This window comes from Bifidobacterium sp. ESL0732 (assembly GCF_029395535.1).
Classification (GTDB): Bacteria; Actinomycetota; Actinomycetes; order Actinomycetales; family Bifidobacteriaceae; genus Bifidobacterium.
This window is the reverse complement of record NZ_CP113920.1, coordinates 138,084-156,334: the sequence shown is the minus strand read 5'-3', so window position 1 is coordinate 156,334 and position 18,251 is coordinate 138,084. Positions and strand designations below refer to the sequence as shown.

Below are 18,251 nucleotides of genomic sequence, written 5' to 3'. Positions count from 1 at the left end.
CAAGATAAACACTGAACATGCCATCCTCGCCCGTAGGTAGTCAATAGGGTAAATGACACCGTCACACCAATCCGCAGGTTCTCGTATTATCATCATGACGCTGCCGGAACTGGTTGACCGGACCATCGCCGAAAACAACGAATAAAGAGGTATATTTTTATGAACACTCGAGAAACATTTTTGCACATTATGTCAGAGCAAACGGAAATGGCCTTGGCGACTTCCGTAGATAACGTTCCTGACGTGAGGATCGTCAATTTCTATTTCGACCCGGACAGCAATCTCCTGTATTTCACGACATTCAAAGACAATAACAAAGTCGCCGAGATCCGGGCAAACGGCCACGTTGCGTTCACGACCGTGCCCCACACCGGCAATGCACATGTCAAGGCGCGGGGCATCGCTCGCCCAAGCAAAAGGGCCATCGGAGACGTCGCCGAACAGTTCGACGCCAAGATTCCAGGCTACGCCGAGACCTTGCAATATGGGGGCGACGACATGCTGCTCTACGAAATCAGCTTCGAGACGGCAACCGTGACACGGGACCTCGAACATATCGACACCTTGACGATTCGCTGACCCAACATGCTCGTTTCAGAATTGGCTTGATAACATAACTTCCCAAGTCCGCGTAAGACGGTTACGCGTGGAAACATGTACCAAAACGGGTTATAGGTCAAATTACATTCGGAAAGTTACGTAATTCAAAAGTAAAAAGTACGTTTGTACATTTATCGATACAGGTGTGGATGCCTCCGCTGGGACGAAATCCGCGGAGGCATCCACACCTTTGATAGCAAAATACGAGTATCAGTAGATGCGCTTCGGGTCGAAACCGGCGTCTTTAAGGGCTTTCAGGACCTGGGCGATGTGGTCGGGGCCGTTCGTTTCAACGGTGACGCCGAGGGAGACCGAATCTGTGTAGTGTCCGGAGGCCTTGAACTGGTCGTGGTTGAGCTCGATGACATTGGCGCGAGCATCGGCAAGGACCTGGGCGACCTTGACCAGCTGGCCGGGGGTATCAGGAAGCTCGACCTCGAAGTTCATGATGCGACCGCGGGCGATCATACCCTTTTGAATCACAGCACCGATGGTGACCGTGTCAATGTTGCCGCCGGAGATAATCGGGACGATGACATGCTTGCCCTTGGCCGAAGCGAAAACTCGCGAGCGCAGGCTCAGATGCTCAAGCGCGGCGAGCGAAACCGCTCCAGCGGCCTCGACCACCAGCTTGTGCTTCTCCATCATCAGAAGAATCATCTCATTGATGTCGCGTTCGGTGACGGTAATCAAATCATCAAGATATTCATTGAGAATGGCGAATGTGAGATCACCAGGATGTCCGACCGCAACACCCTCGGCGGAGGTGACCACTTTGTCGGCTGGAACGACCGTGCCGGCCGCGAACGAATTCTTGAAAGCGGGCGAACCCTCCGGGATTGCGCCGATGACGCGGACTTCGGGCTTGAAAGTCTTGATGGCGAGCGCAACGCCCGCACCCAGGCCGCCGCCGCCAAGCGGAACCACGACGTCAGTGACGTTCGGGACATCCTCAAGAATCTCCATGCCGATGGTGCCCTGGCCACAAAGCACCTCGTAATCGTCGAAGGGATGCACATAGATCAGACCGTCGCGCTGCGAAAGCTGGGAGGCGTATTCGGCGGCATCATCGAATAAGTTGCCGTGCAAGACGACGTTGGCGCCGTAGGACTTCGTCGCATCGACTTTCAGCGGAGGCGTGCTTTCGGGCATGACGATGGTCGCCTTGGCGCCACGTTCGCGTGCCGCGTATGCGACACCCTGCGCATGGTTGCCAGCGGAAGCGGTGACGATGCCCCTGGCCAAATCCGCCTCGGTTAGCGATGCAATCTTGTTGTACGCACCGCGAATCTTGAAAGAACCGGTGACTTGAAGGTTTTCCGGCTTCAAAAGAATCTCATGGCCAGTGGCTTCGGAAAGGACCGGCGAAGGCATAATGCGCGTATGACGCGCGGTACCTTTGAGCCTTTGAGCGGCCTTCTTCAATTCGGCCGCGTGATCATGCTGCAGTGCTTTGACAACGTCTACTTGTTTCATACCGGAATTGTACGGCGACATCAAGTACCGAGAGATGCCATGTCCCAGAATGCGAATACGGGTTTGATTCTCGGACTTGATTACCAACCCGCCAATCGCGTATAGCCATCGCTATTCTCAACCGCCCACGCATCCATCGGCCTGCCAGTCTCATCCAAGAATTACGCTGCCGTTTTTTCATATCCACCGAGACAAAGAAATACCTGCCGCCATCTCATGGGATGGCGCCAGGTATCGGCACTCACGATTATTTCGATGCTTTCTTGGTCTTGGACGAAGCCTTGCTCTTCGCTGCAGACTTTGATTTCGAAACGCGCTTGGCCTTTGGCTTGGTCTCCTCGTCGGGAGCTGAGCCGGCAGCGACGGCCTCGGACTCGGCTACCAAGTAACCCAGTAAACGACCGGTATCGGTAGGAGTGGCAATGCGCGAACGGGCGTTGGTCTCGCCGGCGCCGACCTTGATCGTCCACGCAGCCAAAGGCCTTGCGGGCTTCCCGGCAGGTTTCGGCCTCTGAGACTGAGCCGCCGCGACGTCTGCCTTGGTAGGCGTCTCTGCGGAATCGACCATCTTGACCACGCCGGCGTTGTCGACACCGAGAGCGGCAAGCACATCAGATTTGTCGCTGTCCGAACCGTAGCTCAAAACTGCGGCAAACATCGTTTCGTCCGTGGTGTCATCGCCGAAAGCAAGCGCAAAATCGTAACGGCCACTTTCAAGCAACGGCTTTACTGCCTCGCCCTTGCTGACATTGGCCGGGCAGACCTCGATGACCTTGGCGTTGCGCATGACCGTCAGGCCGTATTGCGGACACACCTTCTCCAGCTCGTCGACCAGACGCTCACGTTGCTCCTGGGCGAGCTTCTGATCGCTCATGCGATAGTGCCATGCCAAATCCGTGGACTTGTATTCGATAAACGACTGCGGGACGCGGGAAACGGACTTGTTCATAATGGTCTCGATAATCGGACGCCATTCGTCGGGATCGGGAAGACCATCGGCGCGCAGCCAGCGGCGCTTGGGAGCAATCGTCCTGCCCTCTGCATTTTTGGCGGTGGTTCCTGCAACCGGCTTGGTATGCCAGGCGCCGTGCTCGGCAATCAGACCGATCGGCAAACAGCCGAACCACTCCTCCATCGTCTCGCGGGTACGCCCGGAAACCAGATACAGATCCACATCGGGAATGGAACCGACTTCACGCAACAAATCAAGCAAACGATGGGTCGGCTTGGCACGACCGGGCGTACGGACGATCTGCGTCAGCGTGCCGTCGTAATCGCACAGTACCAACTTGCGCTTTGATTGGCCCCACTCGTGGACCAAATGATCGCGCTGAACGCTTTGCAGGCGACGGTCGGCCATACGCGGGTCGCTGACCTGACGAAGTGTGCTCAGGAATTCGGCGCTCCACAGGCCTGCGGTGCGGTACTTCAAGCGGGCCTGCATAGCCGCGTTGCGGCGTTTGGCCTCGCCGGAACTGATTTCCAAAGCCGAATGCAACGCCTCGCAAACCGCTTCCGTATCGTAAGGATTGACAATGAACGCGTCCGTCAGCTCGCGGGCAGCACCGCATTCATCGGAAAGCACCAGCGCACCATCGCGGCCGTCGCGGGCGGCCAGATATTCCTTGGCGACCAGATTCATGCCATCGCGGAGCGGAGTGACCAACGCGACGTCACCGGCCGTATAGATGCCACAGACCGGCTTGATCGGCAGCGAACGGGTGATGTAATGGATAGGAGTCCACGAAAGCAGCGAATACTTGCCGTTAATCTCGCCGACCAACTGATCGACCTGATCCTTCAACTTGCGGTAGGTTTCAACGTCTTCACGCGTAGGCGTCGCCAAAAGGTAATACGTAACGTGGCCGACCCACTCCGGGTAACGGCTCAGCATCAAATCAAACGCGCGCAGGCGCTCGGGCAGGCCCTTGGTGTAATCGAGACGATCGACGGAAACGACCACCTTGTTGTCTTCGGTGCCGCGCTTGGCCGCTGCCGACCTGGCGAGCTCAACCTCAGGCAACTCATCGCCGGTATGGGAACTCCACCAGTTTTCTTCCTGCTCGCTGGCTTCGACAGCCGCTTCGGATTCTGCAGCAAGAGAAGTGCTCACGCGCCTGGTGCGCTTGCCGCTGACTGCCTCGATGCCGTGGCGCATGGCCTGCGCATAGCTGGAATGCGCGTTGCGGCGATAGAGGCCATAATCAATGCCGATCGGGAAGGCGTCGACGGTGACGAAACGCTGCAACGTGCCGTTGCCGACAGGAATACGGCCGTCCTTATCAACCCCGATGCCGAGAATGGAGCGGACCGAAGCGAGGAAGTTGACACAGAAATCCTCGGTGTGGAAGCCCAGCAAATCCGCACCCATCAGGCCTTCAAGCAGGTCTTTGCCGTTGGGTAGCTGATGGAAGATCTCGGGGCTTGGGAACGGAATGTGGAGGAACCAGCCGATCTTGAGCTTGGGGAAGCGGGAACGCAGCATGGCCGGAAGCAACATCAGGTGATAATCCTGAATCCACACGGTGTCATCGGGATTGACAAGTTCGATGATAGCGTCGGCGAACTTCTGGTTGACCTCCTGATAGACCTTCCACGTAGACGAATCGAACTTGGCCTCGTGCGCAAAATCATGGAACAACGGCCACAGCGTATCGTTGGCATAACCGGCGTAATATCCGTCGACCTCTTTTTGTGTCAGGAAAATCGGAATGCAACGACGACGTTTGAATTCCTCGGTGACGTTTTTGATTTCGTCTTTCGGACACGTATCAGGATCGATACTGCTCCAGCCAACCCAAAGGCAATCATTGTGGGACTTGTGGTAAGGGCCAATCGCCGTTGCCAAACCGCCGATACTTTGCTTCATTGCGTAGGTGCCATCCGGCTTGGCGTGCAGTGAAGCTGGAAGCCTATTGGAAACGATAATCAAACGTGCCATGAATACTCCTTCGCCGCTGGAACCGCCGTATGCGAGAAGCAAATCCGAGCTTGCCATCACACAGGCAATGTCTATATTTGTATTCTAGCCCACAAAAGCCATGCGCGAGAATCGTTCGGGTAAAGGCGGAACCTTGAAACCGCTTTGCGTTGCATTCCGTAAAAATACATAACAGGATAATTTCAGATATTCCGGAGATTCCGCACATTCCGGACTCTTCCATCGGCCGATCGGCCATTGCGCTGGACGTGACAAAACCGAAAAGTTCGGCAAAGCCAACGGCGAATACAAGACACGGGTATGGGCTACGATATGCGAGATAACCCAGAGGAGGACACATGTGCGGAATAGTTGCTTTCTGCGATAAAAGCGTGCTCGACAAGGATCTGACCATCCATTCGATGATGAAGATGATCCAGCATCGCGGGCCGAACGTCAAAGGCAGCGGATACTACACGAACGACCAGGTGGCCATGGGTTTCCGGCGTCTGAGCGTCATCGATCTCAAGGGCGGCAAGCAGCCGATCTTCAACGAGGACGAGTCCATCCTCATCACCTTCAACGGCGAGATTTACAACTACAAGAGCCTGCGCAAAGAGCTGCTGGCGGCGGGGCACACCTTCCGCACCGAGGCCGACACCGAAGTGCTGCTACACGGTTACGAAGAGTGGGGCATGGAGGGGCTGCTTTCGCGGGTGCGCGGCATGTTCGCCTTCCTCATCTGGGACGACAACAAAAAGGCCATGTTCGGCGCACGCGACTTCTTTGGCATCAAGCCGCTTTATTACTACCACGAAAACGGCACCTTCATTATCGGCTCGGAAATCAAATCGTTCCTGGTGCATCCGAACTTCAAGAAGGAACTCAACGAGAAAGCTGTCAAGCCGTTCTTGATGAACCAGTACAACGACCTCAAGGAGACGTTCTTCAAAGGCGTCTACCGCTTCCCGGCGGGCCATTGGTTCGAGTTCAAGGACGACAAGCTCGACATTCACGAATATTGGGACGCGCACTACGACATCGATTACCAGCGCAGCGACGAAGAGACCATCGACGAGATTGACAAGACTGTCGAAGAATCCGTTGAGGCCCATCATATCGCCGACGTGCCGGTGGGGGCTTTCCTTTCCGAGGGTGTGGACTCCAGCTACGTGACCACTATTTTGAAGCCCGAAGAGGTATTCAGCATCAACTTCGACGAAGGTCCGTTCGACGAGGCCAGCGTGGCCAAGCAGCTCGCGGACCACGAAGGCCTGCACTTCAACCAGACCAGTGTGAAGGGCGACGAGGCGTTCCGCGACTTCGCCGAAATGCAATATCATCTGGACGAACCGGACGCGAACCCTTCAGTGATTCCGCTGTGGTATCTCTGCCGCCTGGCCCGCAAGAAGGTGACCGTCGTGCTTTCCGGCGAAGGCGCGGACGAGCTGTTCGCAGGCTATATCAATTACGGCGTGCATACCAAGAACAAGACGATTCGTGCCATCGCGGCCGATATCCACAAGCTGCCCGACGGTATGCGACGCGGTATCGCCGGCGCCATCAAGAAGATGCCGGATTTCCCAGGCAAGACCCAGCTTTACACCCAAGCCGCCAAACCGCGTGACTATTACAACGGTCAGGCGTGGGTATACGACATGGACCAGCCTTCGATTTTCACCTCGCAACAGGCCAACGACGTGTTGCAACCGGAATATCGAAACTCGCTGACTGTCAATGGGATCTATCAGGAGGATTTTGACAAGGTCTCCGATGCCGAGGAAGTCAAGCAGATGCAATATATCGATCTGCACCACTTCATGTTGAGCGATATTCTGCAGAAGGCCGACAAAATTTCGATGGCTCATTCCCTAGAGCTGCGCGTGCCGTATCTCGACCGGAAGGTGGCTGAGCTCGCCAACACCATCCCCTCCTCGAAGCTGCTGAACAGCCATGATTCCAAGGACATCTTCCGCAAGGCCGCCGCGAGGCATCTGCCGAAGGATTGGGCAAAGCGCCCCAAGCTCGGCTTCCCGGTGCCGATCAAAAGCTGGCTGCGCGAGGAAAAGTACTGCGCCCAGGTACGTTCGCTGTTCTCAGAGGAATGGGTCGGGCAGTTCTTCGAGCAGGACCGGATTCTGACATTGCTGCAAGACAACTTCGACGGCAAAGTGGACGCACGTCGCCAAATTTGGAATATCTTCACATTCCTGACTTGGTACAAGCTTTTCTTCGTCGATTTCGACGGGACACGTGAGCGCTACGAGCATTTGCAGCCGGACGTGCAGAAATTCATGGATGAAGGCGTGTTGGTATAAACGGATACCGGTATCAACGAAATTTCCCATATTCTTAACCTGAATATGGGAAATTTTTGTTTTCCAATTATTATTACCCCTATAACGGAGTAACGGTGCGGATATCACACAACACTCGAACGTGAAGAGGCAGATATGAGGGAACAATCAGCGGATACTCGGCAAACGCATGAATCGCAGGAAAATTCGGGAACCCAGGAAACGCACGAGAACCGGAATGAGCAGAGCCATCAGGAATCGGCAACTGCGAGCAAGGGCAAAGCAACTGCGAAAGTCGAGGAAAGTACTGAAGAGAGCGTCCCGGAAGAAACGCCCGTTACGCGCGGTCCGGTGCAGCAGATCGTTATTATGATTGCGGTTGGTTTGATTGCAGGCTTCTTTTCAGGGCTTTTCGGCATCGGCGGCGGCTCGATTATTGTGCCGGCGCTCGTGTGGCTGGGAATGACACAACGGCACGCGGCAGCTACCTCGCTTGCAGCGATTATTCCGCTTTCGATTTCCGGCGTGATTTCCTACGCAATGAGCGGGCACGTCGATTGGATCGCGGCAATCCTGATGGTGGTCGGCACGATTATCGGCTCACAAATCGGCAGCTGGCTGCTTTCCCGGCTTTCCGAAGTGTTCCTGCGCTGGTTCTTCGTGGCGTTCCTGGCGTTCGTTGTGGTCAGCCAGCTGGTATTGACGCCCTCGCGCAACTCCAGCATCCACTTGACCGTGGCCAAAGGCATTCTGCTCGTGCTGCTTGGCGTGCTCATCGGCATGCTTTCGGCGCTGCTTGGCATTGGCGGCGGGGCCGTCACCGTGCCGGCGCTTTCGCTTTTCTTCGGTGCAAGCGATTTGATCGCACGCGGTACCTCGCTGCTGGCTATGTTCCCCAGTGCCATCACCGGCACCATCGCCAACTGGAAACGCGGGCTGGTACATCTCAAGAACGGCCTGATCATTGGCATCGCAGCGGCTTGTGGCACGCCGCTGGGGGCTTGGATCGCCGCGTTCGTCTCGGCGAAAGTGGGCTCGTACCTGCTCGCGGCCTACCTCTTTATCATCCTGTTGCGTTCCGCTTGGACGGCACTGAAGATTACGCCCGGCATCGGGCCGAAGTTGCCGCGCAAATAAGCGTTGAGCAAGAACCAAAAGATTCAGCGGCCGTTTTCTAGCACTCACGTCAAGAAAAGCAAGAAAACGGCCATTTACACGACTCTAGTGAGCAGTTTCCGGCATAACGTTATGAAGATGCTAGAAAACGTTCATTTACAGCCGCTCGCTGAACGCTTCCCCGCGAAAAACTTCGCCAACAAATCCGCACATTCCTGTTCGCGCACACCGCCAATGACTTCGGGACGGCTGCCTACGTGCGGGTCACGAGGAATATCCCAGACCGAACCGCATGCGCCGAGTTTTGCGTCCCACGCACCGAAGACGATGCGACCAATATGAGTTTGCAATACAGCTCCAGCGCACATCGGGCACGGTTCAAGCGTGACCACCAAGGTGCATTCGGCGAGATTCCAAGCATTTGGCAGCTTTAGTGAATTGCCGCTGTTTCGAGAGATGACTGTATTGCCAGCTTCGCACGCCTGCTGAAGGTTGTTTCGCGATTTCACGGCCTCCCGCATCGCCATCACCTCGGCGTGGGCAAGCGGATCGCCATCGGTCTCACGCCGATTGCAGCCGCGGCCGATAATCTTGCCATCAGCATCGAGCACGACCGCACCTACCGGAACTTCCCCAGCGTTCGCAGCCTCCCGCGCCAACTCAAGGGCCTCGCCCATCGCACTTCGCATACTCGCAGAATCCATAATTTCTAGTCTAAAAGCTATCCGCAAAGCTTGAGGCATAATGTCGAAATACCGATTCGATATAGTGAATAGAGATAGTGTCCGAATATGTCCGAACAACTGAATACAAGCAAAACGCAAAGAAGCCTACAAGAAAGGAATCGAAATCCGTGGCAATTTTCGAGCTGATCCTCTGCATTCTGGGGGCCGTCGTCCTCTCATCATTCATCAGCCGGTTCATTCCGCGAATATCGACCCCACTTGTCCAGATTGCGCTGGGTGTCGCCCTCGCCTTCCTGCCTGCGTTCCCGCACGTCAAACTTGACCCTGAACTGTTCATGGTTCTGTTTATCGCACCGCTGCTCTACGTCGAGGCTCACGAAATCGACAAGCGAATGCTCTTCAAAACGTTGAAATTCTCTCTGCCCATGGCCATTGGCCTAGCGCTGGGAACCATGGCCGTCGTGGGATTCATGCTGCACGCGGTGTGGCCGGTCATCCCGCTGGCGGCGGCGTTCGCGTTGGGCGCAGCGCTCGGACCGACCGACGCGGTGGCCGTGTCCTCACTTTCCAGCGAAGCCTCGTTTACTAAGGAACAATCCGGCATATTGACCGGCGAATCGCTGTTCAACGACGCTTCCGGCGTTATCGGCTTCCAGTTCTCGATTCTGGCCGCAGTCACCGGCTCCTTCTCGATGGCGAGCGCCACAAAAGATTTCCTACTCTCGTTCTTCGGCGGAATCATCATCGGCATCGTGGCGGGCTTCATCGCCAACTGGATCTTTACCCTGGCCCGGCAACTTGGCTGGGAAACGATGACCACACGAATCTTGATGGAACTGTTCCTGCCGTTCCTCGTCTTCCTTGGGGCTGAAGAACTCCATATTTCCGGCATCCTCGCCGTGGTCGCCTTCGGTTTGACTGTCCATTTCGACCGCAACGGCATCGGCGGGCCAAACGTCGCCCGCACCAATATCGTCTCGAACAGCGTGTGGACCGTACTCTCGTTCGTCCTGAACGGCACCGTGTTCATCCTGCTCGGCATGCAGCTGCCGGGAGCCATGCGGGCCAGCTGGGACGATCACAATGTCAGCAATACCGCTTTGGTCAGCATTATTCTGCTGGTCACCGTCGTCGCCATCGCCATCCGGTTCCTCTGGGTCTGGCTCATCGCGGCACCCACGCGCGACCGCGAAACCGGCAAACGAGTCACTCTGAAAGCCCGCTCGCTGCGAGATTCGGCGGTAATGACCTTCGGCGGGCCGAAGGGCACCATTACCCTCGCGTTGATGTTCACTATCCCCTACACCGTCGCGTCCGGCGCTGCCTTCCCGATGCGCAACGAACTGATTTTCATAGCCTCCGGAGTTATCGTCCTGACCCTGCTGCTGGCCAACTTCATGCTGCCGCTGCTCGCACCCGCCAAAGACGATGCCGACGAATCCGAAAAACTCATCGAAATCACCATCGAAGAACTCACGCGCACCATACAGGAACTTTCAAACCGCGTCACCGACGACAACCGTCGCGTGATTCTGCCGGTCATCGACTCCTACAACAACCGCATCACCCGCCTGCGCCAACGCATCGGCGGATTCAATGTCGAGGAATTCGAGACCTTGCAGATCGACGCACTGCATTGGGAAAAGGATTACGTACGCGACCGCCTTGCGAACACCCAGGCCGATACGCAGATGAACGAGCACAATCGTCAGCTGCAGATCGAGGCCTGCGAGCGCATGATGGACCAGATCATGAACACGCTGCGGCATACGGCCGACAAGAAAACCCACCATCGCGCGGTCTCGCAGATTCGCGGGCGCGTGCATGCGCTGCGGCGTCAAATCACGACATTTGCAAGGCGGGCAAACAACAAGTTCCGCCGAACCGCCCCGATGCTCAATGAGAATGAAATTTACTACTATCTGAGAGCAACCCAAATCGACGCCATCGATCACGTCATCAACCGGCTTTACAAGGAAATGCGCAGCGGTACCTATAAATCCGAATACTGCACGCTGCTGCTGCGCGACTACCGACGCGCGCGAGCCGAGCTGCGAAGCCGCAAGGACGTCGCGGCCGCAGCGAAGGCCGCTCCGCAGATCGACGAGGTCAAGCACGAAAGCTACTCCATCGAGCTCGGCGTCATTCAGGACATGCTCGATTCCGGGGAAATTTCGCGTAATCAGGCGAAGCATTTGAGGCGAAATGTGTATGTGATGCAGGTCGATGCGGAAGCTGAACTCTAACCGGCACCTGACTGTGCGAAGAACGCCCGTTTCGACCTGCATCCTTCGCACGCGTAAGCGTGCTCACTTCGGCTACGCGGAGCCCACAGGGCTTCGCGCTTAACGCCTCAGCAAGTTGACGCTGAGGCCGAATTATAGAGGTTATCTAACTGTGCAAGAGGTCCTCATTCAACTTGCATCCTTCGCACGCGTAAGGCGTGCTCAGCTCACCTACGCGGAGCCCACAGGGCTTCGCGCTTAACGGCTCGCCAGGTCGATGCCTGGGGATAAGTGTAAAAGGCAATCTGGCTTTACACTCTAAACCTACAACTCGCTCTTTCGCGCTCGATACATCGCGCTCACTTCGGCTACTCGATACATCGCGCTCACTTCGGCTACGCGGAGCCCACAGGGCCTGTGGTGTTGAAAACACATACTCCACTTGAGCTCTTATCACTCTTTCGCGCTCGAGCATCGCGCTCTCTTCACCTACGGAAAGCCCACTGGGCTTTCCGCTTAACGGCTCAGCGCGTCAGCAAGTTGACGCAGAAGCGGAACTGTAATAGATCAGACGACGCCGGACGAGATGTTGTTGAGGAGGAGCCATTGGGTGAGGTCCGTGAACTCCGCCGGGCTCACGGCGTGGTCGAGCTGGTGATAATTCTTCACCGTCAGCCACGTATGTTCCTCAAGCCAAGCGGTCGCGCCGTAAATCTCGTACTTCGGCAGGACATTATCACGGTCACCGTAACCATAAAAGACCGGCTTTTCCATATCCGCAAGCCGGTCGTCGGCCGGAGCCGTTCCCGGAACTTGACCGGGGGCGACAAAACCGGAAAGCGCCGCGACCGCGCGGTAACGCTCGGGATGAACCCGCAAAAGATGAATCGCTAGCGCCGCACCCTGCGAGAACCCGATCGGCACCAACTCGCGCTCCGGATCGATATGCTCACCGACCCAGTTGTCGACGGCCGTAGCCGCCGCGAAAATATCCCTGTCCAAGTCCTCACCGGTGGGCACACCGTCATGGAACCAGCTATACGCACCAGAACCGCTACCGAACTCCCCAGGTCCTTCGGCCTGCAGCACCAGCGGGGCACGCAGGGAAACGTAATCATTGCCGGGTGCGACATAACGCATCATCTGCGCCAAATCCTGCTCATTCGAACCCCAGCCGTGCAGGCACAGGAACATCGGCCGCGTCGGACGCGCCTTGCCGCCGCCCTGCGAATAGATGACGTGCGAAATCTCCATCGGGTCGCCAAAGCGCCCTGGGATGGCGTCGGACTTGCGGCCGATCAAATCATTCCCGCCGTTTGCCGTGCCATCTGATTCACCGGAATGTTCGCTGTTCATTGCTTCATCGCTCATACTCCCATGATAAGCACTAAGCTCAACACCGGCTGCAAATGTTCACCGGGAATTCGGTATGAGAAAGCGGTACGGAACCGATGAATACCAATCCAACGAATTCAACAGAAATCCAATATCCCGCAAAGCTCTCTGAAGAGCACCTGCCCGGCTAAAAGCAATATAAGCTACTGCTCAGAACTTGATTCAATCGGTTCGAGCTTGCCGCCCCACTGCTGCTGCAAGGCCTTCATCGCCTTCGCGTTGCCAACGGCCATCCACAAGTCATTGCTCAAAATCCGCAGGTTTTTCTCGTCCACTTTACTGCCGGCATATTGGCTGATGAGGTTGTGCGCCTGCGAGCGCACCATGTCGCCGTCCATAGAAGCCGCTGCCTTCGTCTGGAACGTGATGAACGCAACTTGCGTCGAGGCGCAGAATGACGCAGCGGAGGCACCTGCCAACTCACCCGAAACATCGACATCCATCCAACCTTTTGAACAGGTTCCGGCGACTTTTTCGATGCTCTGCTTCATTTGAGCGGGATCTCCCTCAGGAGCCTTGGTTTTGCCCTTGAGCACGCTGATATCGGGATTATTACCGGCAGCGGAATTTGTATTACGCTTAAGCGTTTGGAGTGAGACGACTAGCGCCACGGCGATCAGAGCAACAACGACGATGACCACTATCGCGCTGACGACAAACGACTTGTGGCGTCGGACCATGCGCTGCGCCTCTGGACTTTGACGGCGCAAGTCATTGACGTTGTATATACGCGCATTATTCGGTTGAGAGTCATTTCGGGCCTGCGGGCGTGGAGAACCGGTCTGATTGCCATGGTGGTCGGAATCCTCTTTCATACGCTTTGTCCCGTCTGACGAATCCATTTTGCAATATAAATAAATATATGGCCAGCGATTCCGGACAGCGGACCTATAACAAATACCTCACAAATCCGCTTGCGAAACGAACCATTGACTTTAGTCTACCTCGCATAGATGCCGGAAAACGGCATATCTGATGTGACCGGTTATAGGCCACAGCATAGGTGGTTTATAACTGAACGCCGTCAACGGGATGTCGTCAGATTGCGAAGCGACCCACACGCGGCTGAGAACTCAAAGACGTAGAAGAAAAGAGAAACCCCGGTGCTAGGAACGCACCGGGGAAGAGAAGAGAGAAGAAGAAAGGGTTCAATTATCGGAAAATCCAAACCTCAAGATTACCGGTCAGCTCTTGCTGACAGTTCTTATATAACTACACAATCCTTGGTGCAAGAATCGGATTAGCTGAGAATTAGCTGAAAATTTAGGCTATTTTTGCCTATTTTTAGGTTTTGATGGCCGATTTCGAGGAAAAATGCGGCAGTCTGCCAACGCTCGCGGATGTCAGACCGCCGCAACGTCTACACTTATAGCAGAATAAGCCATTGCCGTGTGAGCTCGGCGCGATGTTTTCTTTCAGACCGCGTCGCACCAAACGCTGGCAGGCAAACCGACATCTGGAGGAACCTATGCTGCTGTCCGATCGCGACATCCTCGCCGCCCAGGCCGACGGCCATATCTCGCTGGACCCGTGGACGCCCGAAATGGTGCAGCCCGCCTCCATCGACGTGCGGCTCGACCGGTATTTCAGGCTGTTCAATAATCACGCCTACACTTACGTCGATCCGGCGGAAAATCAGGGCGACCTGACCGAACAGTTTGAGGTCGGCCCCGACGAACCGTGGATCATGCACCCCGGCGAATTCGCCTTGGCTTCCACTTGGGAGTATGTCAAGCTTGACGGCACCATGGCCGCACGTCTCGAGGGCAAAAGCTCGCTGGGACGCTTGGGGATTCTGACCCATTCCACTGCTGGCTTTATAGACCCCGGCTTTGAAGGCCACATTACGCTCGAACTTTCGAACGTCAGCACGCTGCCGGTGAAACTGTGGCCGGGGATGAAAATCGGGCAGATGTGCTTCTTCGAGCTGAGCTCCCCCGCCGCGCACCCGTATGGCTCCACCGGCGTCGGTTCGCACTATCAGGGCCAGCGTGGTCCCACCCCCTCACGTTCCTACGTCAACTTCTACAAGGCCGAGATCAAGGACTGAACGGCACTCTCAGCAGCACTGAGCAGCGAACAAGAGCTGCCATCCAGCCGCTTTCCAACCGCTTTCCAGCCGCTTTCCAGCCGCTTTCCAGCCGCTTTCCAACCGCTTTCCAACCGCTTTCCAACCGCTTTCCAACCGCTTTCCAACCGCTTTCCAACCGACTTGGTTTGTTTAGCAAGTTTCGCGTCCGAAAGCAGACTTAGGCGGTCCCTTTTCTGCTTTTTGACGCATGTCCCGATGTACCTGCGTTAAAAAGCAGCTTTAGGTAGCCGTTAATCTGCTTTCGAACGCATCTCTTTGGGCTATTGCGTTGAAAAGCAGATTTCAGCGGTCTTTTTCTGCTTTTCAACGCATCTCTGCCAACCCTCCGAGACGAACCCACACACCTGCCGACGAACGCAACCCGAGCTCACCGATAGCAGGCTTGGCGCGGGGTGCTGGGACAATTGGGAGTATGACTAACAAGAAGGGCCCAGTCAAAGGTTCGGGCGGAAAACATCGCAACGCATTGAAGGGCCGCGGGCCGACGCCCAAAGCCGAGGACCGCGTGTACCACAAGGCATACCGTGCCAAGAAGCAGAATGAGAAGCGCCGCTTCGCCGATCCGCGACTGGCGGCACGTCGCCGCGCGGCACACTATACTTCGGATTCCGATGATCTGGTGGTCGGCCGCAACGCGGTGCTCGAAGCGCTACGGGTGGGCGTGCCAAGCACACAGCTCTATATCGCCAACCGCATCGAGCACGACGACCGTACCCGCGAAATCGTGAAGCTCGCCGGCATGCAGGGGCTCAACCTGCTTGAGGCCGACCGGCTGGAGATGGACCGCATCGCCCACTCGCGCAATCATCAGGGCATCATTTTGAAGGTGCAGCCCTACCAGTACCACACGCTGGCCGATCTGGCCGATCGCGCCGACAAGAAATCGCATGCCATGGAAGAGGCGGATTCGCAAAGCGCCCGTATCAACGCGCGTCCGCTCTTCATCGCGCTTGACGGTGTCACCGACCCTCAGAATCTCGGAGCTGTAATACGTTCTGCGGCCGCTTTCGGCGCCAACGGCGTCATTCTGCCGGAACGGCGCTCAGCTTCCGTCAACGCCGCGGCTTGGAAGGTCTCGGCCGGCGCCGCCGCGCACTTGCCCGTCGCCCGCGTGGTCAATCTGACCAAGGCCATCGAAGCGTTGAAGGAGCGCAGCTACTACGTGGTCGGGCTTGACGGCGGCGGCGATGCCATCGTCGGCGAAAGCGGCTTCGAGACCGACCCGCTCGTGGTCGTGCTGGGATCAGAGGGCAAGGGCCTGAGCCGTTTGGTGCGCGAGGCTTGCGATTCCATCGCCAGCATCCCGATTTCCAGCGAAGTCGAGTCGCTCAACGCCTCGGTTGCCGCCGGCATCAGCCTCTACGCCGTCTCCCGCGCCCGCAGCAAGGCCGGCGAAAAGGCCGATAACGCCGAATAGCCAAGGACCTTTCTACCGGATTCTTGGCATCCGCTGACAAATGAAAATCTCCCGCGGGAATAATTCCAATGGGAGATTTTCGTATCTGCATGCAAAAACTCAGTGGCTCCAGACAGCGGCATCCTGATCGTATTCGGCCGGATCGTAGTCGTCATCATCGCCATCTGCCTTGTTCGTCGACGTGGCAGTGCCGCCGACCTCGGCATCGCCAACAGCCGCAGGGCCGGAACCCGAAGCATCAGTACCGGCAGCAGATCCGGAACTAGCCGCGGAACCGGCTTCTGCAGATTGTCGGTCATCGCTCGAGCCGCGCGCACCTCGCGCCGTGAGCACGGGGTCGGGAGTCGTTGGCCACAAATCCTCGGATACTTTGGTATCGCGGTTAATCCCGTCATCACCGCTGGCGCTTAGCGTCTCTCCCAAGTTACCTAAACCGTCACCAAGATCGGCATAATCGCCGCGGCTGATGCTGTCGACATCATCATTGTCGGAACCCACGGTGTCTGCAGTGTCGCCGTTTCCTTCATCGTCCAAGCCATCCGCAACTTCGTCGTAGGTCGAGCTGTCATCGACCACGCCGGAATCCGCGTCGGCGTTGATTTCGGCGAGCGCCTTGGAATCGATATTGTAATCAGGCAGATTGTGCTTGATATAATCACTCGCGGCGACGGCCGTGGACACGTCGTGCCCCGCCTTTTCGGCCATATACCAACGATTCTGCAGAACCTCATGGAAGAACTGGGCCGGCTCGATCTTGGAACGGTATTCCTTGGGAATCATGCGCACGACGGGCTCGAAGACCTCGCGCATCCAGTCGGTCGCAACGATTTCCAGCTCCTCGCCGTCACGCCAAGTGGAGGCACGATAGGCATCGAGGTCGTTCAACAACCGACGTGCCTGATTCTCCTGCACGTCGAGGCCCGTGAGCCGCAAAAGCTTGCGGGAGGCATACCCGGCGTCGACCACGCGAGGCCGCACCAGCACGCGCTTGCCATCGGCGGCGGTCTTGACCTCGAGCTCATCGACGTCGAAGCCCAAATCGTTGAGCTTGTTGACGCGCTTCTCGATCTTCCACATCTCATCGAGCCCGAAGTCCTCCTCGTCGGTCAACGCACTCCACAGCGAGTCATAGCGCTCGATGAGCCGGTCGCCGACCTCGACCTCATCGACCTCGTCGGGCAGCAACTTGCCGGAACTCAAATCCATCAGCTCTCCGATGATATTAGTGCGGGCGAGGTCCATATCATAGCTGCGTTGGCCGTCGGTCAGCGTCGTGTAAAGCGCACCGGTTTCCGCGTCGACCAAGAAAGCCGAGAACGCGTCAGCGTCACGCAAGAAGAGGACGTTGGAAAGAGAAACATCGCCCCAATAGAAGCCGGAAAGATGCAGACGCACCATGAGCACCGCAAGCGCATCGATCAGGCGGTCGGCAGTGTCAGGGCGCAAGTTGCCGGCGAACAAGGCACGATATGGCAGCGAGAACTTGAGCTGTTTGGTAACCAGAATCGATTCCAACGGCTCGCCTTCGCGCGTATGCCGACCGGTAACCACGGCAATCGGAGTGACTGTAGGCAGCTCGAGCTTCTGTAGACGGCGGAGCAGCTCGTATTCGTGCGCGGCCACGCGGCTGGTAATCTCCTTCATCGCGTAGATCTCGTCGCCGACGTGAACGAAACGAACGACGTGCCGGGAAATGCCTCGCGGCAGGTTCGCCAGCAGTTCCTTGGGCCAGGTCGCCAGCGGCTTTTCCCACGGCAAAGTGAACATTTTAGGATTCGAGCTCGCGGCAGTGATCTGCAGTGCCTTGGGCTCAGGAACGTCGACGTCCCCGGCCTCGGCGGTCGTTACGGACGTCGCCTTCAGCGCCCGCGGATCCATCTGCATTCCTTGCATCCCACCACTTATTTCCATACCTCTCAATCTACCGCCCGCGTAGGATAGTTTCCCTCATTGTCAGCAGCTGATATATCCATCCCCTCTTGCCATCTTATTGCAAACGTGACGCCATACGCATTACCAGCGTCACA

11 protein-coding genes and 1 pseudogene are annotated in these 18,251 nt (G+C 56.7%); 6 read left to right on the top strand and 6 right to left on the bottom strand.

The genetic code is table 11. The features are described 5' to 3' along the window. Positions 1–189: 189 nt before the first annotated feature. Positions 190–579 carry a pyridoxamine 5'-phosphate oxidase family protein gene (locus OZX70_RS00455; RefSeq protein WP_277181062.1) on the top strand — a complete coding sequence of 130 codons (390 nt, stop codon included), beginning with the start codon at positions 190–192 and terminating at the stop codon, positions 577–579. A 231-nt stretch (positions 580–810) separates the two neighbouring features. On the opposite strand, the gene ilvA is transcribed toward OZX70_RS00455, so the two are convergent. Together ilvA and OZX70_RS00445 are read right to left on the bottom strand one after the other, a co-directional pair. Continuing rightward, positions 811–2,076 (bottom strand): threonine ammonia-lyase, encoded by a 1,266-nt coding sequence (ilvA, locus tag OZX70_RS00450; protein WP_277181060.1) that lies wholly within the window; start codon positions 2,074–2,076, stop codon positions 811–813. A gap of 247 nt (positions 2,077–2,323) precedes the next feature. Beyond that, a complete protein-coding gene (locus OZX70_RS00445) occupies positions 2,324–5,017 on the bottom strand; it encodes a bifunctional alpha,alpha-trehalose-phosphate synthase (UDP-forming)/trehalose-phosphatase (RefSeq protein ID WP_277181058.1) in 2,694 nt (897 codons plus the stop codon). Positions 5,018–5,355: 338 nt separating this feature from the next. Here OZX70_RS00445 and asnB point away from each other — a divergent pair, with 338 nt between their 5' ends. Both asnB and OZX70_RS00435 read left to right on the top strand, forming a co-directional pair. Then, positions 5,356–7,314, top strand: coding sequence for an asparagine synthase (glutamine-hydrolyzing) (gene asnB, locus OZX70_RS00440; RefSeq protein WP_277181056.1), 1,959 nt, complete (start codon positions 5,356–5,358; stop codon positions 7,312–7,314). Between the two features lie 135 nt (positions 7,315–7,449). Next, positions 7,450–8,430 (top strand): sulfite exporter TauE/SafE family protein, encoded by a 981-nt coding sequence (locus OZX70_RS00435; protein WP_277181055.1) that lies wholly within the window; start codon positions 7,450–7,452, stop codon positions 8,428–8,430. 131 nt (positions 8,431–8,561) lie between these two features. Here OZX70_RS00435 and OZX70_RS00430 read toward each other — a convergent pair whose 3' ends face one another. Next, on the bottom strand, positions 8,562–9,098 hold the full coding sequence (locus OZX70_RS00430; RefSeq protein WP_277181053.1) for a nucleoside deaminase: 537 nt from the start codon (positions 9,096–9,098) through the stop codon (positions 8,562–8,564). A 164-nt stretch (positions 9,099–9,262) separates the two neighbouring features. Between OZX70_RS00430 and OZX70_RS00425 the strand changes: the two genes are divergently transcribed. Further along, complete coding sequence (locus OZX70_RS00425; protein ID WP_277181051.1) at positions 9,263–11,341, top strand: Na+/H+ antiporter; 2,079 nt, start codon at positions 9,263–9,265, stop codon at positions 11,339–11,341. Positions 11,342–11,887: 546 nt separating this feature from the next. Here the strand turns inward: OZX70_RS00425 and OZX70_RS00420 are convergent. Both OZX70_RS00420 and OZX70_RS00415 read right to left on the bottom strand, forming a co-directional pair. Next, complete coding sequence (locus OZX70_RS00420; protein ID WP_277182209.1) at positions 11,888–12,676, bottom strand: alpha/beta hydrolase-fold protein; 789 nt, start codon at positions 12,674–12,676, stop codon at positions 11,888–11,890. A 182-nt stretch (positions 12,677–12,858) separates the two neighbouring features. After that, positions 12,859–13,530, bottom strand: a complete 672-nt coding sequence (locus OZX70_RS00415) for a hypothetical protein (RefSeq protein ID WP_277181049.1) — start codon at positions 13,528–13,530, stop codon at positions 12,859–12,861. A gap of 653 nt (positions 13,531–14,183) precedes the next feature. Here OZX70_RS00415 and dcd point away from each other — a divergent pair. Then, positions 14,184–14,765 carry a dCTP deaminase gene (dcd, locus tag OZX70_RS00410; protein WP_277181047.1) on the top strand — a complete coding sequence of 194 codons (582 nt, stop codon included), beginning with the start codon at positions 14,184–14,186 and terminating at the stop codon, positions 14,763–14,765. Positions 14,766–15,219: 454 nt separating this feature from the next. Next, on the top strand, positions 15,220–16,224 hold the full coding sequence (gene rlmB, locus OZX70_RS00405) for a 23S rRNA (guanosine(2251)-2'-O)-methyltransferase RlmB (RefSeq protein WP_277181045.1): 1,005 nt from the start codon (positions 15,220–15,222) through the stop codon (positions 16,222–16,224). A 546-nt stretch (positions 16,225–16,770) separates the two neighbouring features. Here rlmB and OZX70_RS00400 read toward each other — a convergent pair. After that, positions 16,771–18,135 (bottom strand): annotated as a pseudogene (locus OZX70_RS00400) (DUF4032 domain-containing protein); the annotation flags it as partial. Between the last annotated feature and the right edge of the window lie 116 nt (positions 18,136–18,251).